This is a genomic window from Kribbella sp. NBC_01245 (assembly GCF_036226525.1).
Classification (GTDB): domain Bacteria; phylum Actinomycetota; class Actinomycetes; order Propionibacteriales; family Kribbellaceae; genus Kribbella.
Genome location: NZ_CP108487.1, coordinates 102,350 through 123,699 on the forward strand (window position 1 = coordinate 102,350; position 21,350 = coordinate 123,699).

Sequence of the window (21,350 nt, forward strand, 5' to 3'; positions counted from 1 at the left end):
GGGCCAGCGGGCCGGGAGAGGCCGGCGGGACAGCGACCGGACGGGGCGGCGGGGCCAGCGGGCCCGGCCGGGCAGCGTTGGGCTGGCGGGCTGGGGGCGGCGGACCGGTTGGCCGGCGCCGAGCTGGCGTTGGGCTGGCTGGCCCGGGCCGGCACTGGGCTGGTCTGGCGGGTGGGGACGGCGGATCGGCGCTGGGCTGGGGGACGGCGGGCCGGTTGGCGGGCGCTGAGCTGACGGTCGGCTGGGCTGGCGGGTTGGCGGCGGGCCTGGGCTCACTGGTGCAGTCGAGACTTTGACGGGCAGTTTCCGGCGTGCGGGCGAAATTGTGGATATCCCTCCCGCGAGGTGCCTCGTCGTGCGCGCCACATACCGCTCCGTCGTACCGCTGCTGCGTGACCCCGCGCGTTCCCGGGTACCCGGCCGCTGGCGGTGATGGGCAGCTCCCTATTCCGAGGGTCGACTCTCGGAATGGGGGGTGGACTCGCCAAACTTGGCGGGTCGACGCCCGAATTCGGAGGTCGACCCGCGAAATCCTGAGGCGCGCGCCATCGATCGGCACGATTGGCGAATCGGCGGGAGGGTTGACCACCAAGGTGGCGGGTTCACCGCCGAGATCGGAGGGGTTAACCCGGCATCTCGGGGTTATCGCCTGGAATCCTGGGTTCCGGGCCGGATATATGGCACGCGAACCCAGGATTTCGTGCGTGAACCCCTTTAAAACAAGGCGAACGTGCATCGGGAGGGGCTGGCTGCGGTCGAGGTGGGTTACCACCTTGGAATCTGGGGTGGTAACCCACTCCCTCGATGGCTAGCACCGTCCGGGGCGTTGGTGGCGCGCATAACGAGGCACTTCGCGGGAGGGGTGTCCACAAGTTGCGCGACGGGCCGGAAATCGGGGCGGGACGGGTGCAAACCAACACAACGCGGGCCAGTGATGGGAGGGCGGGGCTAGGCCGGGATTTCGATGTAGCCGGAGGTGGGGACGGGGTGGCGGGTGTTGTTGATGGTTAGCGTGGTGGTGCCGGGTGGGGCGTGGACCAGGAGTTTGGTTGGGGGTTGGCGCCAGGTGGCGGACCACGTGAGGGCGACTTCGGTTGGGCTGGTGGCGCGGAGGCGAAGGGTGATTGGGCCGTAGATGGTCGGCATTTGGGTGAAGACGGTGTCGGTGTCGGCGGAGAGCCAGGCCTGAGGGCAGAGGCGCAGCAGGTGTAGTTCGTCGTCGACGAGGCTGTCGTCGATCACTGCGTGCCGGAGGAGCCAGGTCGCCGTCGCCTGGGCGCCGAGGGAGGCGGACATGCCGTGGCGATGTTCGAGCGGGATGTACGTCTGCGGCGACATACCGCCGGCCATCAACGAATAGAGGCCCTCCAAGAACCGACCACGGTCGCCGGAATGCCAAGAGTGGAAGACATTCCAGCTGTAAAGCGGCTCACAACTAGACATCTCGTGGATAAGAACAGGCCGATCGAGCGCGTTCTTGCGATTGCCGTCGCCATATAAAGCAACATTCGGCCCGTGCCGGAAGTAGTCGGCGAACTTCACCATCCGCGGATCCGCCCCGTCCATCAACCCGGCCCAGACCAGCACCATCGGACCGACGTCCAGCCGCATCGCCTCACCAAAGTTGCCGGCCGGGAAGTCCGCCAGATTGACCGAATAGACCGGATACGAGTTGCCGTCCGGATGCTTCCACTTCGGCTGGCGCGCGCCGTACGCGTCGAAGGCCTGGTCGAACGTCGTACGCATGGCAGAAGCAACGCCGGCGAATTCGGCAGCACGCGCGTGACCGACTCGTTTGAGCAGACGGACCGTGGTGATCAGACCTTTGTAGAGCCAGGCGATATTCCAAACCGACTGGACCTGGATCTCCTCGTCGGTCGAGACGGCCTTAGGCGGCAGCCCAGGCACACTGCTCGGGTCGGACAGCGCGCACGCCGCCTTGACGAATTCGCATGCTTTCACCAAGGCGGGCAGCCATTCGGCGATGAACGCCTGGTCGCCGGACATCAGCGCGTGCGTTGAAACGGCGGTCATGATCGCGCCGTGATCGGTGATCCAGTCGACCGATCGCAGGTTGGCCGGAGTGCTGAAGTAGCCGGGATGTTGGGCATAAGCGTCACCCGGCGGTTTCACCGTGCCCTGCCGGTCCTTGTAAAGCCGGAGGTGTTTCGCCACCACGTCGTGATACCCGAGCAGCGAGAGGAACATGTGGCTGGTCATCGATGTCGGCGTCGACCACAGTACGTCGTACCCGTAGGAGCCGGTGAGGAACGTGACCTGGTCCGCGCCGGACGGGTCTTTCGCCTTCTGCGCAACGATTTCCGAGAACTGGATGTTGCGTTTGACGAGTTCGTTGACGTGCCGTTCGGGTGTGCTGATGGTCGCGGCCGTGCTTGGCCGGGCAGACCAGTAGCGGTTGGCGTCGTACCCGAGGGCTAGTTCGCGGTCGAAGTTCGGCTCGTACTGCGGCAACATCGCGACCATGAGGTCGGTGTACGCGCCTTGGACCGGCGGGAGCGTGACCTCGAGGTTGTAGATGTACTTGCTGCTATTCGGCTGGCTGAACACGGGCACGGCGTTGCTGGTGAGTACGCCGATACGCGGGCCTTCGTGTTGCCAGATCTTGAGGCCGCGCCGGGTCCCGACAGCGAGCGGATCAGCCCGGCGCCACGAGGGGAACGGCGCCATCGCCGGATGGCCGGTCAGCGTCACGCCATCCTGGAAGGTGTACGGATATTCCTGCGTGTAGTACGCACTCGCGACCCGGATCGCGAAACCGATGGGACCTGTCGTGCCGAGCGGGTTGACCGACTCCACCGACAACCGGATCCAAGCGAACAGGGGCTCCTTGCCGGTCTCCACGTCCACCCCGCCGAGCGTGTGCGCGAACACCGATTGGCGCAGCACCACGCCGTTGCTCTGCGCCCAGTCCGTCTGCAACACGGGCGTCGGGTGGTCCGCCCAGCTCTGCGTGCCGTGGCCGTACAGCCCGTAGTCCTCGCGATAGACGTAGAAGTTGCCGGGATAGAGGTCGCGCATCGGGCCACTGGTGAACCAGCCACCCCACGGCACCATGTCGAGTTGGAGCCGGTCCCGGACGTACGTCGGATCGCTCACGGCGGACGTCGTTCGACCGAGCGGCCGGGGTGCCGCGATCACGCTGCCGTTGTACGTCACGTTGTACCGGAACAGGTGGTCCTTCCACCCGATCGGCGTCCACACGTTGCGCGGATTCGGCCACCACCCGAGCGCCTGCTCGATATCCGCCTCTGCACCACCGGCGTACGACGCGACCTCAGCCAAGCCGCCCGAGCTAGCGGCGGAGGCGGGCGTGGTCCCACCCAAGGCAGCACCGGCGACGGCACCACCTCCGGCGGCGAGGAAGTTCCGGCGGGACAACGGGGTCGGCATGGTGTTACCTCCAGGGCACTCCGGCGAAACGCTTGCCTGGAGGCTAGGACCGCCGCGACCTCCCCGCGACGCCTTCGACCTGGATCAAATGGGCAACCCGCGACCAGCCTTCCAATCGGCAGCCGTGATCGAATAGATGACCGCGCGGAACGTCTCGCCGTCCTCCTCCAGGTCGGCCTCGTGATCGAGCGTCATACCGATCCGGCGCATCACCGCGATACTGCGCAGATTCGGCACGTCCGTGACCGAGATGACCCGCGGAAACCCGTGCACCTCAAACCCGTGCGCAAGCCAGGCTCCCGCCGCCTCAGACGCATACCCATGCCCCCAGTGCTCGTGGGCAAGACGCCAGGCGATCTCGATGTCGTCCGGGTACCACCCGAGATGGTGCAGCCCGCACATCCCGAGAAACGCTCCGTCGGTACGACGCTCGATCGCGAGTAGCCCGAGGCCCTCCCGCGCATAAAGGTTCTGCGCGTACGCCGCGATCGACTCGGTCTCGGCAGGCGGCAACGCCGTACCACCGAGGTAGCGCATCACCTCGGGATCGGCGTTCAGAGCGGCGTACGGCGCGAGGTCGTCGCGGCGGAACGTGCGCAGGATCAGCCGGTCGGTGGTGAGTACGGGCGTGCCGTTCCAGTCGGTCATTACCGTGGCATTCCTCTCAGTCCGGCGCGGTGTTCCAAAAAGTGTCGGTGGCGGGTCCGATGATGTTTTTGTGTACGCGGTCATCGATACCGAGACCACCGGTCTCTCACCCGAGCAGCGGCACCGCGTGATCGAGGTCGCGGTGGTGCTGCTGGACGAGCATGGCCGGTTCGAGCGCGAGTGGGTCACGCTGCTGAATCCGCAGCGCGATCTCGGCCCGCAGCACATCCACGGTATCCGTGCGGCCGACATTCTGGCCGCGCCTGACTTCGCCGAGGTCGCGCCCACGCTGGCCGGGCTGCTCGCGGGGCGGATGGTGGTCGGGCACAACGTCGAGTTCGACCTGGATTTCCTGCGGGCGGAGTTCGCGCGCGCAGGCGTCGACGCGCCGCTGGTGACCGAGCGCTCGATGTGCACGATGGCCCTCGCGGCGTACTTGCATCCCGGCGCCAAACGCACGCTCGGGGCCTGCTGCGCGGCGGCCGGGATCCCGCTCGACGGCTGGCATTCGGCGCTCGCGGATACCCGCGCGACGGCGCGGTTGTTCGTCCACTACCTGAGCAGTTTCAGCCAGCCACCGCCGTGGCAGTGGGCTTATGAGGAGGTACGGCGGTACGCCTGGCCCGAGTTGCCGCCTAGCGATGCCGCGCCAGTGGTTCGCCCGGTCCAGGCGGGTGGTCGCCATGGCTGGATGAGCCGGCTGGTGGACCAATTGCCGCGCGCCTCCGAGCCGCCCCAAGCCGATTCGTATCTGGCCCTGCTGGACCGGGTGCTGTCCGAGCGGGAGGTGACCGAGGATGGCGCCGAGCAGTTGGTTCAAGTGGCGACGCGGCTCGGGCTGACCCGTGGCCAGGTCGCCGACCTGCACCGGTTCTACGTGACCGGCCTCGCGGACGCTTTCTGGAACGATCGCGACGCCGGCCCGGTCGAGCGGCGTGACCTGGACCGGGTGGCGATCATGCTCGGTCATACCGTCACCGAGGTGGATGAGGCGCTCGCCCAGGTCAGCGCCGGGCGGTATGTGCCACCCGCACGGCCGGGATCGAACGGATTCCCGGTCGGCAGCCGCGTGGTGTTCACCGGCGACATGATCGACTCGCGGGAGGAGTGGCACCAGCGCGCGACCGCCGCCGGTTTCCACCCCGATGACGTCGTCACCCCGGAGACCACCTTCGTGGTGGCGGCCGACGTGGACAGCCTGTCCCTGAAGGCGAAAGAGGCCCGCCGCCTCGGCGTACCGATCATCGGCGTGGAGGATTTCCGCCGCCTCAGCTCGGCGTCGCACCCGCGCTGACGTGACATCCTCGACTGCGTGGCGCCATGCGAGACTGGGGCCTCGTGACCAATGACCTCGCACATCGCATCCAGGCCGTTTCCCACCTGACCGGACGGTTCACGCTTCGCTCCGGCATCGAGACCACCGAGTACTTCGACAAGTACCGGTTCGAGGCCGATCCCGTTCTGCTCGAAGCCATCGCCGAGGCCATGGTGCCGCTGGTACCGGCCGGGACGGAGGTGCTGGCCGGACTCGAGATGGGCGGCATCCCGGTGGTGACGGCCTTGAGCCGGGCGACCGGATTGCCGGCCGCGTTCGTGCGGAAGGCCGCCAAGCCGTACGGCACCTGCCGGCTGGCCGAAGGCGCCGACATCACCGGTCGCCGCGTCACCGTGGTCGAGGACGTCGTCACCAGCGGCGGGCAGATCGTGCTCTCGGTCAACGAACTCCGCCAACTCGGCGCCACCATCGACACCGCGCTGTGCGCGATCGACCGCGACCAAGGCGGTCCTCAGGCCCTCGCCGCCATCGGCCTGGACCTTGTCGCCCTTCTCCGCGCGGACGAACTCCGCAACGCCTTGTAGATAAGGCGTTCAGTCTTCGTTTTCGTCCTCGTCGTCGGCACTCTCGACCTCGAACGTGAGCGTGCGGCCGGAGCGGATGCGCTCGACGGCGGAGAGGCAGGCGGCCTCGCTCATGTCGACGCCGATATCGGCGAGGCGCTTCTTCAGCACCAGGGCCGCGTCCTTGGCCGAGCGGGCGCTGGACTCGTTGATCGCGGCGATCGTGGTCGCCTTCAGCTTCTCTCCGAGGTCGGCGTTCACGTGGTGGATCTCATGGGTGATCTTGTACTCGGCCATCGCGTCCTCGGCTCTCGGCTCGTACTCCTGAACCAAGATTAGCCGTCACCACCGACATCCGTCGGCCCAAACGGGGGTCAGGTGTTGAGGACGCGGTTGACGAAGGTGGTAAGGCGATAGTTGAGGCGGTTGGCCCGCTCGGCCGGAGGTGCGGTTTCACCCTGCGGCAGGATGAGCTCGCGCAGCCCGCGCACGTAGAGCGAGCAGGCCAGGTCGGCGCAGATGTAGGTGCCGACGGTGTTGCCGGCTTTCCCCGCCGCGCCAGGCCGCCGGGCGACGAACAGCGCGATATCGGTCACGGGGTGGGCCGAGAAGCACAGATCGCACAAGCCGGATCCGCGCCGCGGTTTACCCGAGGCCGCCGTACTGACCGCGATGCCGAGTGGACCGGACTCCCGCGGTACGACGAGATAGCCGCGCGCCGGCGCCTTCGGATCACGCCAGCCGAGGAAGTCGAGCTCGGGCCACGGGAGTTGGGCCAGCTCGGCCGGCAAGGTCATCGCCTTCACCTGGCTGCGGGACGAGTTGACGAAACTGCGCCGGATCTCGTCGGCGCTGAGTGACTGCATTGGACCATTTCCCTCGGCGATGATTGCGGCTTCATTCCAGCCGCTGCCGAGGTGGTCCGCAACCGAATTCAGCAGCTCTCGACGTACCCGTGCGCCCAGGTCAGGTTGGCGTCGAGGTTGCGCAGATCGACGCCGAAGTCGACCGAGGCCTTCATCCGCATCAGGGTGGAGACCCAGCAGGCGGTGGCCTCCATCCGCTCTTGCTCCTTGATGCCGGTACAGGTCATCGTGAGGATCGTGCCCGGGATCTCGGCGTCGGTATCGAGCTCGAAGCTGACCACCCAGCCGAAGTACTCGACCGAGTAGAGCTCGTTCTTGACGTCGTCGAGGATCCGGCCGGTGAAGGTGGCATCACCTGGCTGGACGAAGTAGATCTGGCCGTCGGTCTGCTTGGCCGACAGCGCCCAGAAGCGGGACCGGCCCAGCGGCGTACTCAGGGCGCGGTAGACCTCGCTCGGCGCCGACCGGAAGTGCACCTTCCAGCTGACGGTTCCGAGGTCAGGCTGGAACCCAGGGGCGTCTTGCGGTTTCACAGGTCCTCCAGCATGCTCACGACGGCTCCGGGCGGGGGAGCCGACCGTAGCGTATCTGCAACCAGCCGTCGCCGTCGCGACCCTGCCGTCGCTGTAGTGGCTGTCGCGGCCGGAAACCCAACAGCGCGGAGAACAGAAGATCCTGTTCTCCGCGCTGCGACGTGGCCCGGTACCGCGAGGTGTGCCCGCTAGGACAGCGGCACCGAGTCGTATTGGGGTGGTTTCAGCAGTCCTGCGCCCGGGTGCGGCTGACGCTGGCGCGCCACCACTTGTTCTTGACCTGACGCATCTGCGCGGTGTCGAGGAAGCGGCTCGGCGCGCCGGGCTTCAGCGCGCTCTTGCCCTTGGCGTCGAGCGTCTTGACCTTGCTGATGTCGATGCAGGCCTGCAGGGTGAGCGCGGTCTTGCTGATCGACATCTTCTTCACCCAGACGATCCGGGTGCTGCCCTCGGTGTGCACCTTCTTGGCGCCGTAGAACTTGGCCAGCGCCTGGTTCTCGTTGAGCAGGTCGCCGATCGCGACCGTGGTCAGCTTGCTGGTGTCCTTGCCACCGGAGGCCGACATCTCGTCGACGACCGTGCGGTACTTGCGATAGGCCACGACCGACGGGTCCAGATCGTCCTCGCCGGTGCCCGTCTGCTCACCGTCGCCCGAAGTGCGCTGCTCCGAGCCGTTGCGCGAGGTGTCGCCATCGGCCTGCTCGTCGGTCTCACCGGAACCGGTCTGGCCGGACTTGCTGTTGGTGGAGCCCTGGTCCTTCGCGCCATCGGCTGCCCCATCGTTCGAGGAGCCGCCGCAGCCCGTGAGGGCCAGGACCGAGATCAGCGTGGCGGTGATCGCCAGCTTGCGAATGCGCATGTGGATTTCCGAACCTCCTGTCGGGCGCGTGCCCTGCCGCTCGCGCCACCCGGCACAGACCGTGTAACTGCCCGACACGGACGGTTGTCACTGTGACCTGAGTCACAGCCTCGGTCTCAGCGAAGGTTCTGCCGGAGAAACGCGACCGTGCGCTGCATCGATAACGGCCACAGCGGGCCGAACGCGTGCTCCTCACCCGGATAGACATGCAGGGTCGACCGCTTGCCGGCCCGGGTCAGCGCGGCGTGGGCTGCCCGCGACCACGCGATCGGGCAGGTGCTGTCGGAGGCGCCATGGTGGATGAGCAACGGCTCGGTCACCCGGTCGAAGTAGTTCACCGGCGACAGGTCCCGCCAGAATCCGGGCTGCGCCTCGGGCGAACCGTGGGCCTTGAAGACGGCGTTGACGATCGTCGATCTCCCGGCATCGCGCCGGATGAAGTGGTTGAAGTTCTGCGCGGCGTCCGAGCTGGTCGAGGCGAACACCACGGCCGCGTCGATCAGACCGGGCTGCGCGGCCAGCACGGAGTACGAGATGCCGCCGCCCATCGACCGGCCGAGCATGCCGATCCGGTTCGGGTCGACCTTCGCGGCCTTCGGGGCGGCCTTGATCGCGTGTACGGCGTTCACCACGTCCTCGACGTACCCGATGCGCAGGTTGATGTCGGAGCTCGGGTCGTTCGATGAGCCCGCGTGGTTGCGGTAGTCGGTGTGCAGGACGACAAAGCCGTGTCTGGCCAGGTAGTCCTGCTCACGGGCCAACCCGCGGCCGGTGGTGTAGATGGCCGGGTCGATGTAGCCGTGGTTCAGTACGACGGCTGGGTACGGGCCTGGACCGTTGGGCACGTTGAGGATGCCGGAGATGGTCAGACGCCCGCTGAGGTACGTGATCGCGTATCGCGTGTACGCCGCGTTCCGGTCGAGTACTCGGCCTAGTCGCAGGTCTCGGCCGTTGTAGGTCTTCTGGATCAACGCCTGCATCGACACCGGGTTCACCGGCTTACTGGCCGTCGGAGTGGGCGTCGGCGTGCTTGCAGTCTCAGACGGCGTCGGGCCGGCTGAGCTGGTTGACGGGCTAGAGCTGGTCGTAGGCGGCGCAGGCGTCGTGCCCGGGCTAGAGCAACCAGTGGCCGCACCAAGGCCCACGAAGGCCAGCGTGGAACAGAACCGACGTCGGGTCGTCATCCATCCATCGTGCCCGCCGCCTCCGGAAACTGAGCGAAAGCCGATCGTTACCTGGATCGGGCAGATCTGAGCCTTGTGGGCTTGCCGGTTGATCACTCTCGGTGAGAGTCTCATGACCAGGAATGCGCGGGCAGTGAGGGGCCGGCGCGAGGGGGAGGCCTGTCATGAAGGTCCAATCGATGAACTTCTTCAGCGCGATCGGGTTCGTCGGCAAGTTCGTCGAACTGGTGCTGGCGATGGCGCTCGAGCCGGTGCGGCGGTTCTTCCGCAAGCTCTGGGACAAGTGGCTGTCGAAGCTGTTCGGCCGGATCGCCGACCGGATCTCGCCCAAACGCGCACCCGCTCCGGCTGGACCGGAGACACCCCCACCAGCCCCGCCGACCCCGCCGGGCGACGTACCCGCGGCGGAGGAACTAGAGGAAGCCGAAGCGCAGCGGCGGCCATGGTCCTGGCGGGTCGCGGTCTGCTATCTGGTGATGGTCGCGGGCTGGGCGTTGCTCACCATCATGCGCCGGGTCGACTCGGCGCTGCAGCAGATGCACTTCGACCAGGGCGTCGGCGGTAGCGCGCTCGGTTTCAAGGTCTCTCTCGGCGATCTGCGCGGCACGTTGGACGCCGAGACCGTGACCGGGACCGTGACGGCGATCCGGAACAGCTGGGACGAATACGCGCGTAACGTCGCCGACCACACGACGCTGCGCGATCCTAGCGAGATCGCGGTCACCTTGTTGACGCTCGACTCGGTCTTCATCGTGTTGTACGCGCTCGCGGTCGGTGCGGCTCTGGTCGCGTTGTACCGGACGAACGCGTTGCCGGACCCGGCCGACTCGCCGTCACCGGACCGCGAAAGTGAACAGCAGAACCGCCGGTCCCGGATGATCGTGTCCGGGGGAGTGGCCCTGCTGCTGCTGATCGTCGTGGACGTCATCGAGAACATCGCGCTCTGGCGGGCGTACGCCGACGGCGGTTCGGTGCTGGCCATCGGTGGTCTCGCGATCGGCCCGCTGATGTCGGTGCTGAAACTGCTGCTGACCGTCGCGATGATCGGTCCGCCGTTGCTGGTCGTCGGCATTCTGTTGCTCAAGGCAACCGCTCTGCGGCGCGCGGTGGCCTCGGCCCGCGGCGTCCTGATCGTCGTCGCTGCGCTCGTCCTGCTGGTCAGCACCGGTATCGGCGCGGCCCAACTCGACGACGTGGTTCGCTCCTGGGATGGGCTGCGCGGTCTCTGGGCCTTCCTCGCCTGCGTAGTGCTGGCGGGCACTGTCACCGGCGCGACCCGACGCTTGACCGCCGATGACGCGCTAGATCGGCCCGCACCGGACAGTGGTGACTCGGCTCAGCCGTTCGTCCTCGGCCTCGGCCTGATCCTGGTCGCCCTCGGCGCGCTGCTGAGCTGGATCGGCTTCGGCTGGGGTCTTTGCGTGGCGGGCGGGCTGCTGCTCGCCATCTGGGTGCTCGGTCTGGCCTTCGACGGACTGCCCGAGCCGCCAGGTCCAGGCGCCCGCTTTCTCACCCAGATCAAGGTCGGCCGCGTACGCCGTACGCCCGATCCCGGCCCGGCGCCCGCCGTGCACGATCCCGCCATCGCGGCCTGGGGCGACCGGCTCGGCCGCCTCGCCGGCGCGACGGTGTGCGGCCTGATCGTCGGGTTGATCGCCCGGGCCACGGCGCTGGACTCGTACATCCGGGACGCCCCGGAGTTCTCGTTGCTGCTGGCCCCTATTTTCTCGGCGGTGGCGATCTGCCTGCTCGGTGCGTTCCTGGCCGTGTACCGGACGAAGCGGGTAAAGCCGAAGGTCTGGTCCAGCCTGTGGGGTGTCTGCACGTTCGTCGCGTTTGCCGCGGGGTTCTTCCTGCTGAACTCCTACATCGGCATCCACGTGTCGGAGAAGGCCGGCACGGTCGCGATCCTGCTCGGCGGGTTCAGCCTGATGATCGGGGTCATCGGCTTGCTCGCGACGCAGACCCGCAAGAGCAAGGTCAGCCAATATGCGCTCGCTCCCGCGCTCCGGGCGGCCCGGTTCAAGCGGTTCCCGGTGCTGGCCTTTTTCGTGGTGTGGATCCTGGTGGTGTCGGCGCTCGACCCGGGTGGGTACCACGACATCCGCCGGATGCCGGCTCAGCAGACCATGGCGACGCCTACGTTGTCCGACGCCTGGCAGGGCTTCCTGAACTCGCACAAGTCCACGACGGGTTCGGCCCAGCCGGTCGTGATGGTCGGCGCGCAAGGCGGCGGCATCCGTGCGGCCGTGTGGACTGCCCTGGTGATGGAGTGCCTCTTCGGGCCCGGGCCGGTATCAGGCGCGAATGGCGTCTGCGCCCACGAATCGCCATCTGAGAACCGGACGCCCGAAGAACAGAAGGCCGACGACCAGAAGCTGGCGGAGCAGGCGATGGGTTCCGTGCCCGTCTTCCTGGCCAGTGGCGCTTCTGGTGGCAGCGTCGGGCTGGCCGCGTGGACGGCCCGTCGCGCCGACCTGCTCCAGGACGGCGCCGCCAGCACGGCGCCACGCCAGGTGGAGGACGCGCTGCGCAAGGACTTCGTGGCGCCCGACATCGCCCGCATGCTGTCCGCCGACCTCCCGCACGCTCTCCTCGCCTGGGACTGGCCCGACCGCGCCGAGATGCTCGAGCGGAGCTGGGAGCAGGCTTGGCGCCGCGGCCCGGACGACCCGTCTCCGCCGGCCAATCGCGGTATGGCTCGCGGCTTGCGCGATCTGTGGAGCACCACCCACGGCAACGGCCTGTGGGCTTCGCCGGTGCTCGCGATGAACGGTATAAGCGTCGAGGACGACTGCCGCTTCGTCGTGAGCGCGGTGGACTTCGCCCTGCCGGCCGGTGAGGTGGCTCCCTACCAGCCGGCAGACGCGCCGCCGGGATCCAGCCTCGACCAGCCGAACGACGCCGCTTGCCGAGGTCCGGTACGACGTGAGGTTCTCCAGCAGCCGGGCGGCACGAACCGTGGCGTCAGCCGCGATGAACCCGGCGGCTACCTCGACGTACTGCCGTCCAGCAACGAACTGGTCGACTACCTCTGCCCGGACGAGGACGTCCCGCTGTCGACTGCCTCGCACCTGTCGGCCCGATTCCCACTGGTTTCGCCGAGCGGCCGGATCGACCGGCGCGCGTGTGCCAGCGGAGCCGGGCTGGTCCCCGAGCCTGCGGTGTCGTACGTCGCGGATGGCGGCTTGTTCGACAACTCGGGTGCGGGCACAGTGACGGACGCATGGCGAGCGCTGCAGCCTCTCGCCGCCGCCTCGGAACTGGGTACTGCATCTGGTTCGGAAGCTGCCGTTGGCTCGTGCCTGGTGCCGATCTTCGTGCAGATCGACAACTCGCCGCCGGCCGCGACCAGGTCGTCGCAGGCGGATCCCCGGCCGCTCGAACTGACCGCGCCGGTCAAGGCCACGCTCGGCCAGGTCAACAGCCGCGAAGCCTACGCGCGAGCCAGCGCGGCGGCCGCCTTCACCCGGCCGCTGTCCGCCGGTGGCAAGTCGATCCAGACAGCCGATGGCAGTTCCCCGGCGTCCCTGTGGTTCCGCATCACGCTCGCGGGCCAGCCCGGCCCGGAGCCGCCCCTCGGCTGGACCCTCGCCGACGCCACCGTCAACGAGATGCGCTCCCAACTCACCTCCGACACCAACCGCCAAGCCATCACCGAACTCCGCAAGCTCCTCGAAGCCGACGCCCTCAAGTGCAAGTAGATTCGTCGGAAGGATCAAGGCGGTAAGGAGACAAGGTGGGTAAAGAGGCGCCGACCGCGCTCGACCAGGTGCGGGCGCTGTGCCTGGCGCTGCCCGAAACGACCGAGCGCCTGAGCCATGGCGAACCGACCTGGTTCGTCCGGGACAAGAAGACGTTCGTCATGTTCGCCGATCAGCATCACGATGATCGCCAAGCATTCTGGTGCGCGGCTCCCGAAGGCGCACAGGAGTCACTGGTCGAGGCCGACCCGACCCACTTCTTCCGCCCGCCGTACGTCGGCCACCGCGGCTGGCTAGGCGTCTACCTCGACACCCCGACCACCGACTGGCCGCTACTGGCCGACCTGATCGAAGACGCCTACCGCCAGATCGCCCCCAAGTCCCTCATCGCCACCCTGGACACACCTCCAGCTCAGTAAGCGGGAGTTATCCACAGGCCGCTGCCCGCGGCATGAGGAATGGGCCGGGGGCTGGATAAGGTGGCGGCCGTGAGCGAGCGCGAGATTGTGGAGCAGGACGACCCGACGGCCGGAACAGGGGCTGATGACGGGCAGCGGGTTGAGAAGGTGCGGGTTGGGCGGCGGACGGCCGTGGGGTTGGCGTTCGGGTCTTCGGCGGCCGTGTTGGTGCTGGAGCTGATCTCGCTCCGCCTGGTAGCGCCGTACTTGGGGCTGACGCTCGAGACCAATACCGCGATCATCGGGGTCGCCCTGGCCGCGATCGCGACCGGTGCCGCGATGGGCGGGCGGATGGCTGACGTGGTGTCGCCGACGCGTTCGCTCGGGCCGACGATCCTCGTGTCCGGCGCGCTCATCATGCTGATCCTGCCCGTGGTTCGCTGGACCGGTGAGGCCGTGCGCGGCGGCTCGAGCAATGCGGTGTTCCTCGCCGTCGCGATAGCCATGTTCGTCCCGGCGTCGCTCCTGGCCGCGGTCACGCCGATGGTCACCAAACTCCAGCTCGCGACGTTGGCGGAGACCGGCACGGTGGTCGGCCGGTTGTCCGCCTATGCCACGGTCGGCGCCATCGCCGGCACGATCCTGACCGGTTTCGTTTTCGTCGCGCAGGTCCCGACCAGCACGATCGTCCTCTGGCTCGGCGGCCTACTGGTCGTCAGCGGCCTTGTACTGACTCTCGTACTACGTGGCGCCCGTGCCGCCGCAGGCCCGCTAGCGATCGCCATAGTCGGCACCGGTCTGACGGTGATCGCCCCGAAGCCCTGTGAGGTCGAGACGGCCTACCACTGCGCACGAGTCGTAGTAGACCCCGCACGTGCCAGTGGCCGCACGCTCTACCTGGACAAACTCCGCCACTCGTACGTCGACCTGAACGACCCGACGTACTTGGAGTTCGAGTACGCGAAGGACATCGTCGCGGCCGTCGGAGCCCGTTGGCCCGGCACTGAGCCGCTCAAGGCGCTGCACGTCGGCGGGGGAGGCCTGACGCTCCCCAGGTACTTCCAGGCAACGAGGCTGGGCACGCAGAACAAGGTCTTCGAGATCGACCCGGGCGTCGTCGAGGTCGACAAGGCCCAGCTCGGTGCGAAGACCGGGCCGGACCTCGACGTCCAGGTCCGGGATGGGCGCCTCGGCGTGCGGGATGAGCCGGCCGACAGCCGCGACCTGGTCATCGGCGACGCGTTCGGCGGGGTGGCCGTGCCGTGGCACCTGACCACGCGCGAGACCATCGCGGACATTCGCCGCGTGCTCGACAGCGACGGGCTGTACGCCGTGAACGTGATCGACTTCGGGCCGCTGGCGTTCGCCCGGGCCGAGGTGCGCACGATCGCGGCCGAATTCCCGCACACCGCCGTGGTCGCGCGCAAGACGAAGCTCGCGCGTGAGGCCGGCGGCAACCTGGTTGTGCTCGGGTCTGACCAGCCGATCGACGCCGCCGCGATCATGGCCGGCATCGGCGAACGGGCACCGCTCTACGACGTACTGACCGAGCCGGACGAGCTCAAGGCCTTCATCGGTGACGCCCCCCTGCTGACCGACGACTTCGCGCCCGTGGACCAACTCCTCACGCCGACCCCGACATAACATTGGCGCCATGCACCCACGCGCCGGATTGCCCGCCCAGCCGACCGACCTGATCGACGTCGACGCCCTGCTCACGGCGTACGACGAGATCAGTCCCGATCCGGGCGATCCGGCCCAGCAGGTCGTGTTCGGTACGTCGGGCCATCGCGGCTCGGCGTTCGACGGCGCGTTCAACGAGACGCACATCCTCGCGATCACGCAGGCCGTCTGCGAGTACCGCAAGGCCCACGGCACGGCCGGCCCGCTGGTGGTCGGCCGGGACAGCCACGGCCTTTCCGAACCGGCCTGGCGTACGGCGCTCGAGGTGCTCGTCGCGAACGGCGTCGACGTACTCGTGGACAGCGCGGACCGGCTCACCCCGACCCCGGCCGTCTCGCACGCGATCCTGCGGCTCAACCGGGACAACCCCGGTACGGCGGACGGCATCGTCATCACGCCGTCGCACAACCCACCGCGCGATGGCGGCATCAAGTACAACCCGCCGCACGGTGGGCCGGCCGGTTCCGAGGCCACCACCTGGATCGCGAACCGGTCGAACGAGCTGATCGCGGCCGGCCTGGACGGCGTACAACGTGTCCCGTTCGAGCGGGCTCGCGCGGCCGCCGGGGCGTACGACTTCCTCGGGCACTACGTCGACGACCTGCCCTCGGTCCTCAACCTTGACGCCGTCCGCGAGGCCGGTTTGCGGATCGGCGCGGACCCGCTGGGTGGCGCGAGTGTGGACTACTGGGCGGCCATCGCGGACCGGCATCGGCTCGACCTGACCGTGGTCAACCCGCGGATCGACCCGGCGTGGAGCTTCATGACGCTCGACCACGACGGCAAGATCCGGATGGACTGCTCCTCGCCGTATGCGATGGCCTCGCTGGTCGCGCAGCGTGACGCGTACGACCTGTCCACCGGGAACGACGCGGACGCCGACCGCCACGGCATCGTCACCCCGGACGCGGGCCTGATGAACCCGAACCACTATCTGGCCGTCGCGATCTCCTACCTGTTCTCCCACCGCGAATGGGGTGCGGATGTCGCCGTCGGCAAGACCCTGGTCTCGTCCTCGCTGATCGACCGGGTGGTCGCGGATCTCGGCAAGCGCCTTTGGGAGGTGCCGGTCGGGTTCAAGTGGTTCGTGCCCGGGCTGCTCGACGGCAGCGTCGGGTTCGGCGGCGAGGAGTCGGCGGGCGCGAGCTTCCTGCGGTTCGACGGGTCGGTCTGGACGACGGACAAGGACGGAATTCTGCTCGCGCTGCTGGCGAGCGAGATCACCGCCGTGACCGGCGAAACGCCATCTGTTGCCCACGGCAAGCTTGTGGAGAAGTTCGGCGCCTCGGCGTACTCACGGGTCGACGCGCCCGCCACCCGCGAGCAGAAGGCCAAGCTCGCAGCGTTGTCAGCGGATGCCGTCACGGCGACCGAATTGGCCGGCGAAACGATCACCGCACGCCTCACCACCGCCCCTGGCAACGATGCCAAGATCGGCGGCCTGAAGGTCACCACCGAATCGGCCTGGTTCGCCGCGCGGCCTTCTGGCACAGAGGATCTGTACAAGATCTACGGCGAGTCGTTCCGGGGCGAAGACCACCTCAAAGAGGTCTTCGCCGAAGCCCGTGAGGTCGTCTCGGCCGCGCTGGAAAGCTGAAAAACCGTCCGTCCCGGCCTTGACAGGCGCCTGCCACAGGCAGAGCTTGGAAAAGGGTCATTGGGTGGGGCGGTATGGCTGACATCATCATTCGTTTGCACGACGGTGCGCCGAAACCCGAACATTTACTGGGTTTCGACGTGCTGCCGTTGTTCCCGGACGCCCGCGAACAGGAACTCGACTCCTGGTTCGCCATTCGCCTGCCCGATGACCAGAACGCCGATGAGGTCGTTCGCGCGCTGACCCAGACCCCCGAAGTGGCCACCGCGTACGTCAAACCACCCGAATCCGCGCCATGAGCCAAGGAGGCGACCAGCATGGCGGCCAGGGGAGAATCCAGCGATGGTCCGATGATGAGCGAGCTGGGGAAGCGCGAGCTCATCTGCTTCACCGCACCGGACGGCGAGATCGAGTTCGACGCGACCGGTGCACGTTCAACCAAGTACGACGACCTGGGCGCGCTTGCCGATATCGCGGCGGCGCCTGACATCACCTTCCGGCCGCTGTTCGGGCCACCGGACCGGCTCCGGATGATGGCGATGGACTCGCCGAGCGGGCCGGGTATCTCGGCGCCGGACGTCGAGTCGCTGGTCGCCGAGATGGCCCGGTGCTATCACGTCGAAGCGCCGGACGACCGTCTCGACGAGTTGGCCGACGAGCTCAACGGCACGACCGCCATCGAAGCGGCGTACGTGAAGCCCGCACCGGCGCTCGCCACTGTGACGTCGTCGTCCCGGCGGCCGCGTGCCACGAAGACGGCCCACAAGAACAACCAGCGAGCTCGCGCGGAGAAGACCGAGCAGCTCAACGACATGATGCCGACCGGTTCCGACGCACCGCCGATCAGCCCCGATTTCGTCAGCCGTCAAGGCTATCTGGACGTAGCTCCCGCGGGGATCGACGCCCGTTACGCCTGGACCCAGCCCGGCGGCCGCGGTTCCGGCGTCCGCGTGATCGACTGCGAATGGGGCTGGCGCTTCACCCACGAGGACCTCGGCGTCAACCAAGGTGGCGTCGTCGTCGGCACCGCCTCGGCGGACACCAACCACGGCACCGCCGTACTCGGTGAGATCAGCGGCGACATCAACATGTACGGCGTGACCGGGATCGCGCCCGACACCACCGTGTTCGGCGCAGCCTTCTCGCTGCCGACCGCTCAGGTCATCCGGCAGGCCGCGGACCGCCTCGGCGCGGGCGACATCATCCTGCTGGAGATCCACCGCCAGGGCCCGGGTGCGTCAGGCGTCGGCCAGGACGGCTATATCGCGGTCGAGTGGTGGCCGGACGACTATCTGGCCATTCGCTACGCGTCCAACCGCGGCGTGATCGTCGTCGAGGCCGCGGGCAACGGCGCGCGCAACCTCGACAACGCCATCTACGACACCCGGCCGGCCGGATTCCCGACTTGGTGGACGAACCCGTTCCGCCGTACGGCGCTGGACTCGGGCGCCGTCATCTGCGGCGCGGGCGCACCGCCACCCGGCACGCATGGGCGCGACCACGGGCCCGACCGTTCACGCCTCGGGTTCTCCAACCATGGCGCGTGTGTCGACGCGCAGGGCTGGGGCCGCGAGGTGACGTCCACCGGGTACGGCGACCTGCAGGCCGGTCTACCCGACTTCTGGTACACCGACCAGTTCAGCGGTACGTCGAGCGCCTCGCCGATCGTGGTCGGCGCGCTTGCCTGCGTCCAAGGGGTGCTGCGCGCGAACGGGCGTATCCCGTTGTCGCCAGGCCGGGCCCGGCAGATGCTGCGTGCGAGTGGTTCGCCTCAGCAGGACGCACCGGGCCGGCCGCGAACCGAGCGGATCGGCAACCGGCCGAACTTGCGTCAGTTGATTCCGATGGCGCTGGGGCAGGGCAGCTGGTTCGGCGTGCAGTTCCGGGGTGTGTTGCAGCCGAATCAGACGCAGCGCTGGTTCACCTTCAACTGGCCGGCTCACTGGCATGTGACCTGGTCGGTGCTGCCGACGAACCCGGTCGGCGGTGGTCCGCGGGTGGAGTGGACTGTCCGAACGGAAAGGCCGACGGATTACTACGTCACCTATTGGATCGACGTGAAGAACCTGACCGCCGAGGAGACCCACTTCGAAGCCCGCTATGCGGTTCAGGGTTGGTAGGGAGAGCGCGATGAAACTCACGATCACCATCTCCGGCGACGAGGTTGCGATCTCGTCTGACTCGACTACGGCCACGTCCCAATCTGCGGCGCCCGCCGGCCCGCAGATCTTCGACGGCGGCCCGGTGCCTGAGGTCCTGCTCAGCATGGAAAGCCAGGTGGCCGCCGGTCACCTCGCGCCACCGAGCGGCTGGGGCCACTAGCTACCGCACGTACGTATTGAGGAGGTGAGCCAGGTCGGCGGCCGGATCGGTGGTCAGGCCGCCATGAATGGGACCCGGGTGGACGACGGTGCTGCGGGGCGCGGCCAGCCAGCGGAAGCGCTCGCCGATGCTGGTGCTCGCGGCCGGACCGCCGCTTTGATCGCCCGCGCAGATGGCGCGGATGTGCTCGAGCGATGCGCAGACAGCACCGACGTCCACCGCCGGGTCGAGGGCCCGGAGCCGATCGGGATCGACGTGCCAGGCTGCGCCGAGATAGTCGCAGTTCCGGCAGTAGAGCAGCACGCCCACATTGATGAACTCGCCACGGTGGACGCGCGGAGCGGCCCGCAGGATGACGTAGTCGAACGGCTCGTAGCTCATCGGGCACCTCCTGGCAGCCAGGCCGAACGATCCTGCACACGCGCGAGCAGGTGGCCGATGTACCGCTCGCGATCACCGTCCAGCAGCCACTCGTCCGGCACCAGGCCGACGACTTCGGTCAGGAGCTCCGGCGTGATGGTGGCGGCCATATTCTTGTCGACGGTCTCGACCGCGGCGGCGGCGTTGCGGAAGACGTGATCGGACGCGTTGTACGGCGTCGCGGTGAACTTCTCCGCGGAGGCCCAGGCGTGGTGGAAGTACAGGGCGGCGCCGTGGTCGATCAGCCAGAGGTTCTGGTGCCAGACCAGCAGGTTGGTGTTGCGCCAGGACCGGTCGACGTTCGCGACGAAGGCGTCGAGCCAGAGGATCCGCGCCTGCTCCTGTTCGGTCGGCGTGCCGCTCGAGCCGTCGTACCCTAGGGAACCGGGCAGAAAGTCGACGGCCAGGTTGAGGCCGCCGCTGCGCACGAGCAGATCCTGGATCTCGTGGTCGGGCTCGGACCGGCCGATCACCGGGTCGAGCTCCATCAGTTTGAGCTCGGGCACCCGCAGGCCGAGCCGGCGGAACAGCTCGCCGACGATGACCTCCGCGACCAGGGCTTTGGGCCCCTGGCCGGCGCCATGGAACTTGAGCACATACGTGCCGAGATCGTTGCCCTCGACAACGCCGGGCAACGATCCACCCTCCCGCAGCGGCAGTAGGTAACGCGTCGCGACTACTCTCGGCAAACTCACCCGCCGAGCCTAGTCGAGCCGCTTACCGTTCGGGCGGCGCCTCAGGTGGGTACGGTGCAACAGTGAGTGTTCATCCTTCCGTGGGTGTTGAGGAAGAACTACTGCTGGTCGATCCCGAATCGGGCGAGCCGGTGCCGTCGAGCGCGGCCGTGATCGCCGCCGCCCTGGAGAACCAGGTTGATGCGGCGCTGGAATTGACCAGGTCGCAGGTCGAGCTCAATACGCCGGTGTGCCACACCAGTGGCGAGTTGAGAGAGCACTTGACCAAAATGAGAGCAGTGCTCTCGCAGGCCGCTGAGGCGAACGGCGCGCGGTTACTCGCGGTCGCCGCGCCGCCGGCCGGAAGGCCCGAGTTACTCGTCACGGCGAAGACGCGCTATCGCGATATCGCCGCCAAGTACGGCCAGTTGGCCCGCGAACAAGGCGTTTGCGGTTGTCACGTACACGTCGAGGTGCCGGATCGCGACACGGCCGTCCGGGTCAGCAATCACCTCCGCCCGTGGCTGCCGACGCTGCTCGCCCTGACCGCGAACTCGGCGATCTATCTCGGGCATGACACCGGATTCGCGAGCTGGCGCTGGATCATGTGGTCACGCTGGCCGTGCTCGGGCCTGCCGCCGTACTTCGAGTCGGCCGAACACTACGACGCCCTGGTCGCCACCCTGATCGAGACCGGCGTAATCCTGGACGAACGCATGGTCTATTGGGATGTTCGCCCGTCGAGTCATCTGCCGACCATCGAGGTGCGAGTCGCCGATATCCCCGCCACGGTGGAGGAAACGGTCCTCTACGCAACGATCGTGCGCGCCCTGGTGATGACCGCGATCGAGGCCGGGCCGGAGATCGCCATCGAGCCCGAGGTGCTACGCGCCGCGTACGTCATCGCCGCCCGCGAAGGCCTCGACGGCCCCGCGCTCGACGTACACCGCGCTCGCCAAATCACCGCCACCCAGGCCATCGACCGCCTGCTCGCCCACATCCGCCCGGCCCTGGAAGACCTGGGGGAGTGGGAGTACGCCGACGAGAAGGCCCACGCCATCCTCAGAAAAGGCAACGGCGCCGCCCGCCAGCGCATGGTCTTCCACCACCACCACAACATCCAAGAAGTCCTAGCCCTAGCCACCCGCGCCACCACCGCCACCTGCTAACCCATCGCGTACTTCTTTTTGCGTTCATTCGTCGCAATCCGCC

The 21,350-nt window shown here is 67.9% G+C and carries 19 protein-coding genes; 10 read left to right on the forward strand and 9 right to left on the reverse strand.

Annotated elements, in window-relative coordinates; all coding sequences use genetic code 11:
* Window positions 1–948 precede the first annotated feature (948 nt).
* Window positions 949–3,411, reverse strand: a complete 2,463-nt coding sequence (locus OG394_RS00435; protein ID WP_328992683.1) for a hypothetical protein — start codon at window positions 3,409–3,411, stop codon at window positions 949–951.
* A gap of 84 nt (window positions 3,412–3,495) precedes the next feature.
* Window positions 3,496–4,059, reverse strand: coding sequence for a GNAT family N-acetyltransferase (locus tag OG394_RS00440; RefSeq protein ID WP_328992684.1), 564 nt, complete (start codon window positions 4,057–4,059; stop codon window positions 3,496–3,498).
* 70 nt (window positions 4,060–4,129) lie between these two features.
* Between OG394_RS00440 and OG394_RS00445 the strand changes: the two genes are divergently transcribed.
* Window positions 4,130–5,353 carry an exonuclease domain-containing protein gene (locus tag OG394_RS00445; protein ID WP_328992685.1) on the forward strand — a complete coding sequence of 408 codons (1,224 nt, stop codon included), beginning with the start codon at window positions 4,130–4,132 and terminating at the stop codon, window positions 5,351–5,353.
* Between the two features lie 44 nt (window positions 5,354–5,397).
* On the forward strand, window positions 5,398–5,919 hold the full coding sequence (locus tag OG394_RS00450) for an orotate phosphoribosyltransferase (protein WP_328992686.1): 522 nt from the start codon (window positions 5,398–5,400) through the stop codon (window positions 5,917–5,919).
* Window positions 5,920–5,928: 9 nt separating this feature from the next.
* Here the strand turns inward: OG394_RS00450 and OG394_RS00455 are convergent, their stop codons facing one another.
* The 5 genes from OG394_RS00455 to OG394_RS00475 form a co-directional block, all read right to left on the reverse strand.
* Window positions 5,929–6,231 (reverse strand): hypothetical protein, encoded by a 303-nt coding sequence (locus OG394_RS00455; protein ID WP_328992688.1) that lies wholly within the window; start codon window positions 6,229–6,231, stop codon window positions 5,929–5,931.
* A 41-nt stretch (window positions 6,232–6,272) separates the two neighbouring features.
* Window positions 6,273–6,764 (reverse strand): FBP domain-containing protein, encoded by a 492-nt coding sequence (locus OG394_RS00460; protein ID WP_328992689.1) that lies wholly within the window; start codon window positions 6,762–6,764, stop codon window positions 6,273–6,275.
* A gap of 68 nt (window positions 6,765–6,832) precedes the next feature.
* Window positions 6,833–7,297, reverse strand: a complete 465-nt coding sequence (locus OG394_RS00465) for a hypothetical protein (protein ID WP_328992690.1) — start codon at window positions 7,295–7,297, stop codon at window positions 6,833–6,835.
* 223 nt (window positions 7,298–7,520) lie between these two features.
* Window positions 7,521–8,156 (reverse strand): hypothetical protein, encoded by a 636-nt coding sequence (locus tag OG394_RS00470; RefSeq protein WP_328992691.1) that lies wholly within the window; start codon window positions 8,154–8,156, stop codon window positions 7,521–7,523.
* 116 nt (window positions 8,157–8,272) lie between these two features.
* Window positions 8,273–9,340: an alpha/beta hydrolase family protein gene (locus tag OG394_RS00475; protein ID WP_328992692.1), complete on the reverse strand. Its 1,068-nt coding sequence runs from the start codon at window positions 9,338–9,340 to the stop codon at window positions 8,273–8,275.
* A 164-nt stretch (window positions 9,341–9,504) separates the two neighbouring features.
* Between OG394_RS00475 and OG394_RS00480 the strand changes: the two genes are divergently transcribed.
* The 7 genes from OG394_RS00480 to OG394_RS00510 all read left to right on the forward strand — a co-directional run bounded on the left by OG394_RS00480 (window position 9,505) and on the right by OG394_RS00510 (window position 19,044).
* The gene (locus OG394_RS00480) at window positions 9,505–13,044 is read left to right on the forward strand and encodes a hypothetical protein (RefSeq protein WP_328992693.1); all 3,540 of its coding nucleotides are present in this window, start codon (window positions 9,505–9,507) and stop codon (window positions 13,042–13,044) included.
* A gap of 35 nt (window positions 13,045–13,079) precedes the next feature.
* The gene (locus OG394_RS00485; RefSeq protein WP_328992695.1) at window positions 13,080–13,463 is read left to right on the forward strand and encodes an MmcQ/YjbR family DNA-binding protein; all 384 of its coding nucleotides are present in this window, start codon (window positions 13,080–13,082) and stop codon (window positions 13,461–13,463) included.
* A 69-nt stretch (window positions 13,464–13,532) separates the two neighbouring features.
* On the forward strand, window positions 13,533–15,086 hold the full coding sequence (locus OG394_RS00490; protein ID WP_328992696.1) for a fused MFS/spermidine synthase: 1,554 nt from the start codon (window positions 13,533–13,535) through the stop codon (window positions 15,084–15,086).
* Between the two features lie 10 nt (window positions 15,087–15,096).
* The gene (pgm, locus tag OG394_RS00495; RefSeq protein ID WP_328992697.1) at window positions 15,097–16,722 is read left to right on the forward strand and encodes a phosphoglucomutase (alpha-D-glucose-1,6-bisphosphate-dependent); all 1,626 of its coding nucleotides are present in this window, start codon (window positions 15,097–15,099) and stop codon (window positions 16,720–16,722) included.
* Window positions 16,723–16,796: 74 nt separating this feature from the next.
* Window positions 16,797–17,021, forward strand: a complete 225-nt coding sequence (locus OG394_RS00500; protein WP_328992698.1) for a hypothetical protein — start codon at window positions 16,797–16,799, stop codon at window positions 17,019–17,021.
* An 18-nt stretch (window positions 17,022–17,039) separates the two neighbouring features.
* Window positions 17,040–18,842: a S8 family serine peptidase gene (locus OG394_RS00505; protein ID WP_328992699.1), complete on the forward strand. Its 1,803-nt coding sequence runs from the start codon at window positions 17,040–17,042 to the stop codon at window positions 18,840–18,842.
* A 10-nt stretch (window positions 18,843–18,852) separates the two neighbouring features.
* Entirely contained in the window at window positions 18,853–19,044 is a 192-nt protein-coding gene (locus tag OG394_RS00510; RefSeq protein ID WP_328992700.1) for a hypothetical protein, read from the forward strand.
* Here OG394_RS00510 and OG394_RS00515 read toward each other — a convergent pair whose 3' ends face one another.
* Window positions 19,045–19,425: a DUF3037 domain-containing protein gene (locus tag OG394_RS00515; protein ID WP_328992701.1), complete on the reverse strand. Its 381-nt coding sequence runs from the start codon at window positions 19,423–19,425 to the stop codon at window positions 19,045–19,047.
* On the reverse strand, window positions 19,422–20,159 hold the full coding sequence (locus OG394_RS00520; protein WP_328992704.1) for a HipA family kinase: 738 nt from the start codon (window positions 20,157–20,159) through the stop codon (window positions 19,422–19,424). The genes OG394_RS00515 and OG394_RS00520 overlap by 4 nt, the downstream gene beginning before the upstream one ends.
* Before the next feature lie 62 nt (window positions 20,160–20,221).
* On the opposite strand from OG394_RS00520, the gene OG394_RS00525 reads away from it, so the two are divergent.
* On the forward strand, window positions 20,222–21,307 hold the full coding sequence (locus OG394_RS00525) for a carboxylate-amine ligase (protein WP_328992705.1): 1,086 nt from the start codon (window positions 20,222–20,224) through the stop codon (window positions 21,305–21,307).
* Window positions 21,308–21,350 lie beyond the last annotated feature (43 nt).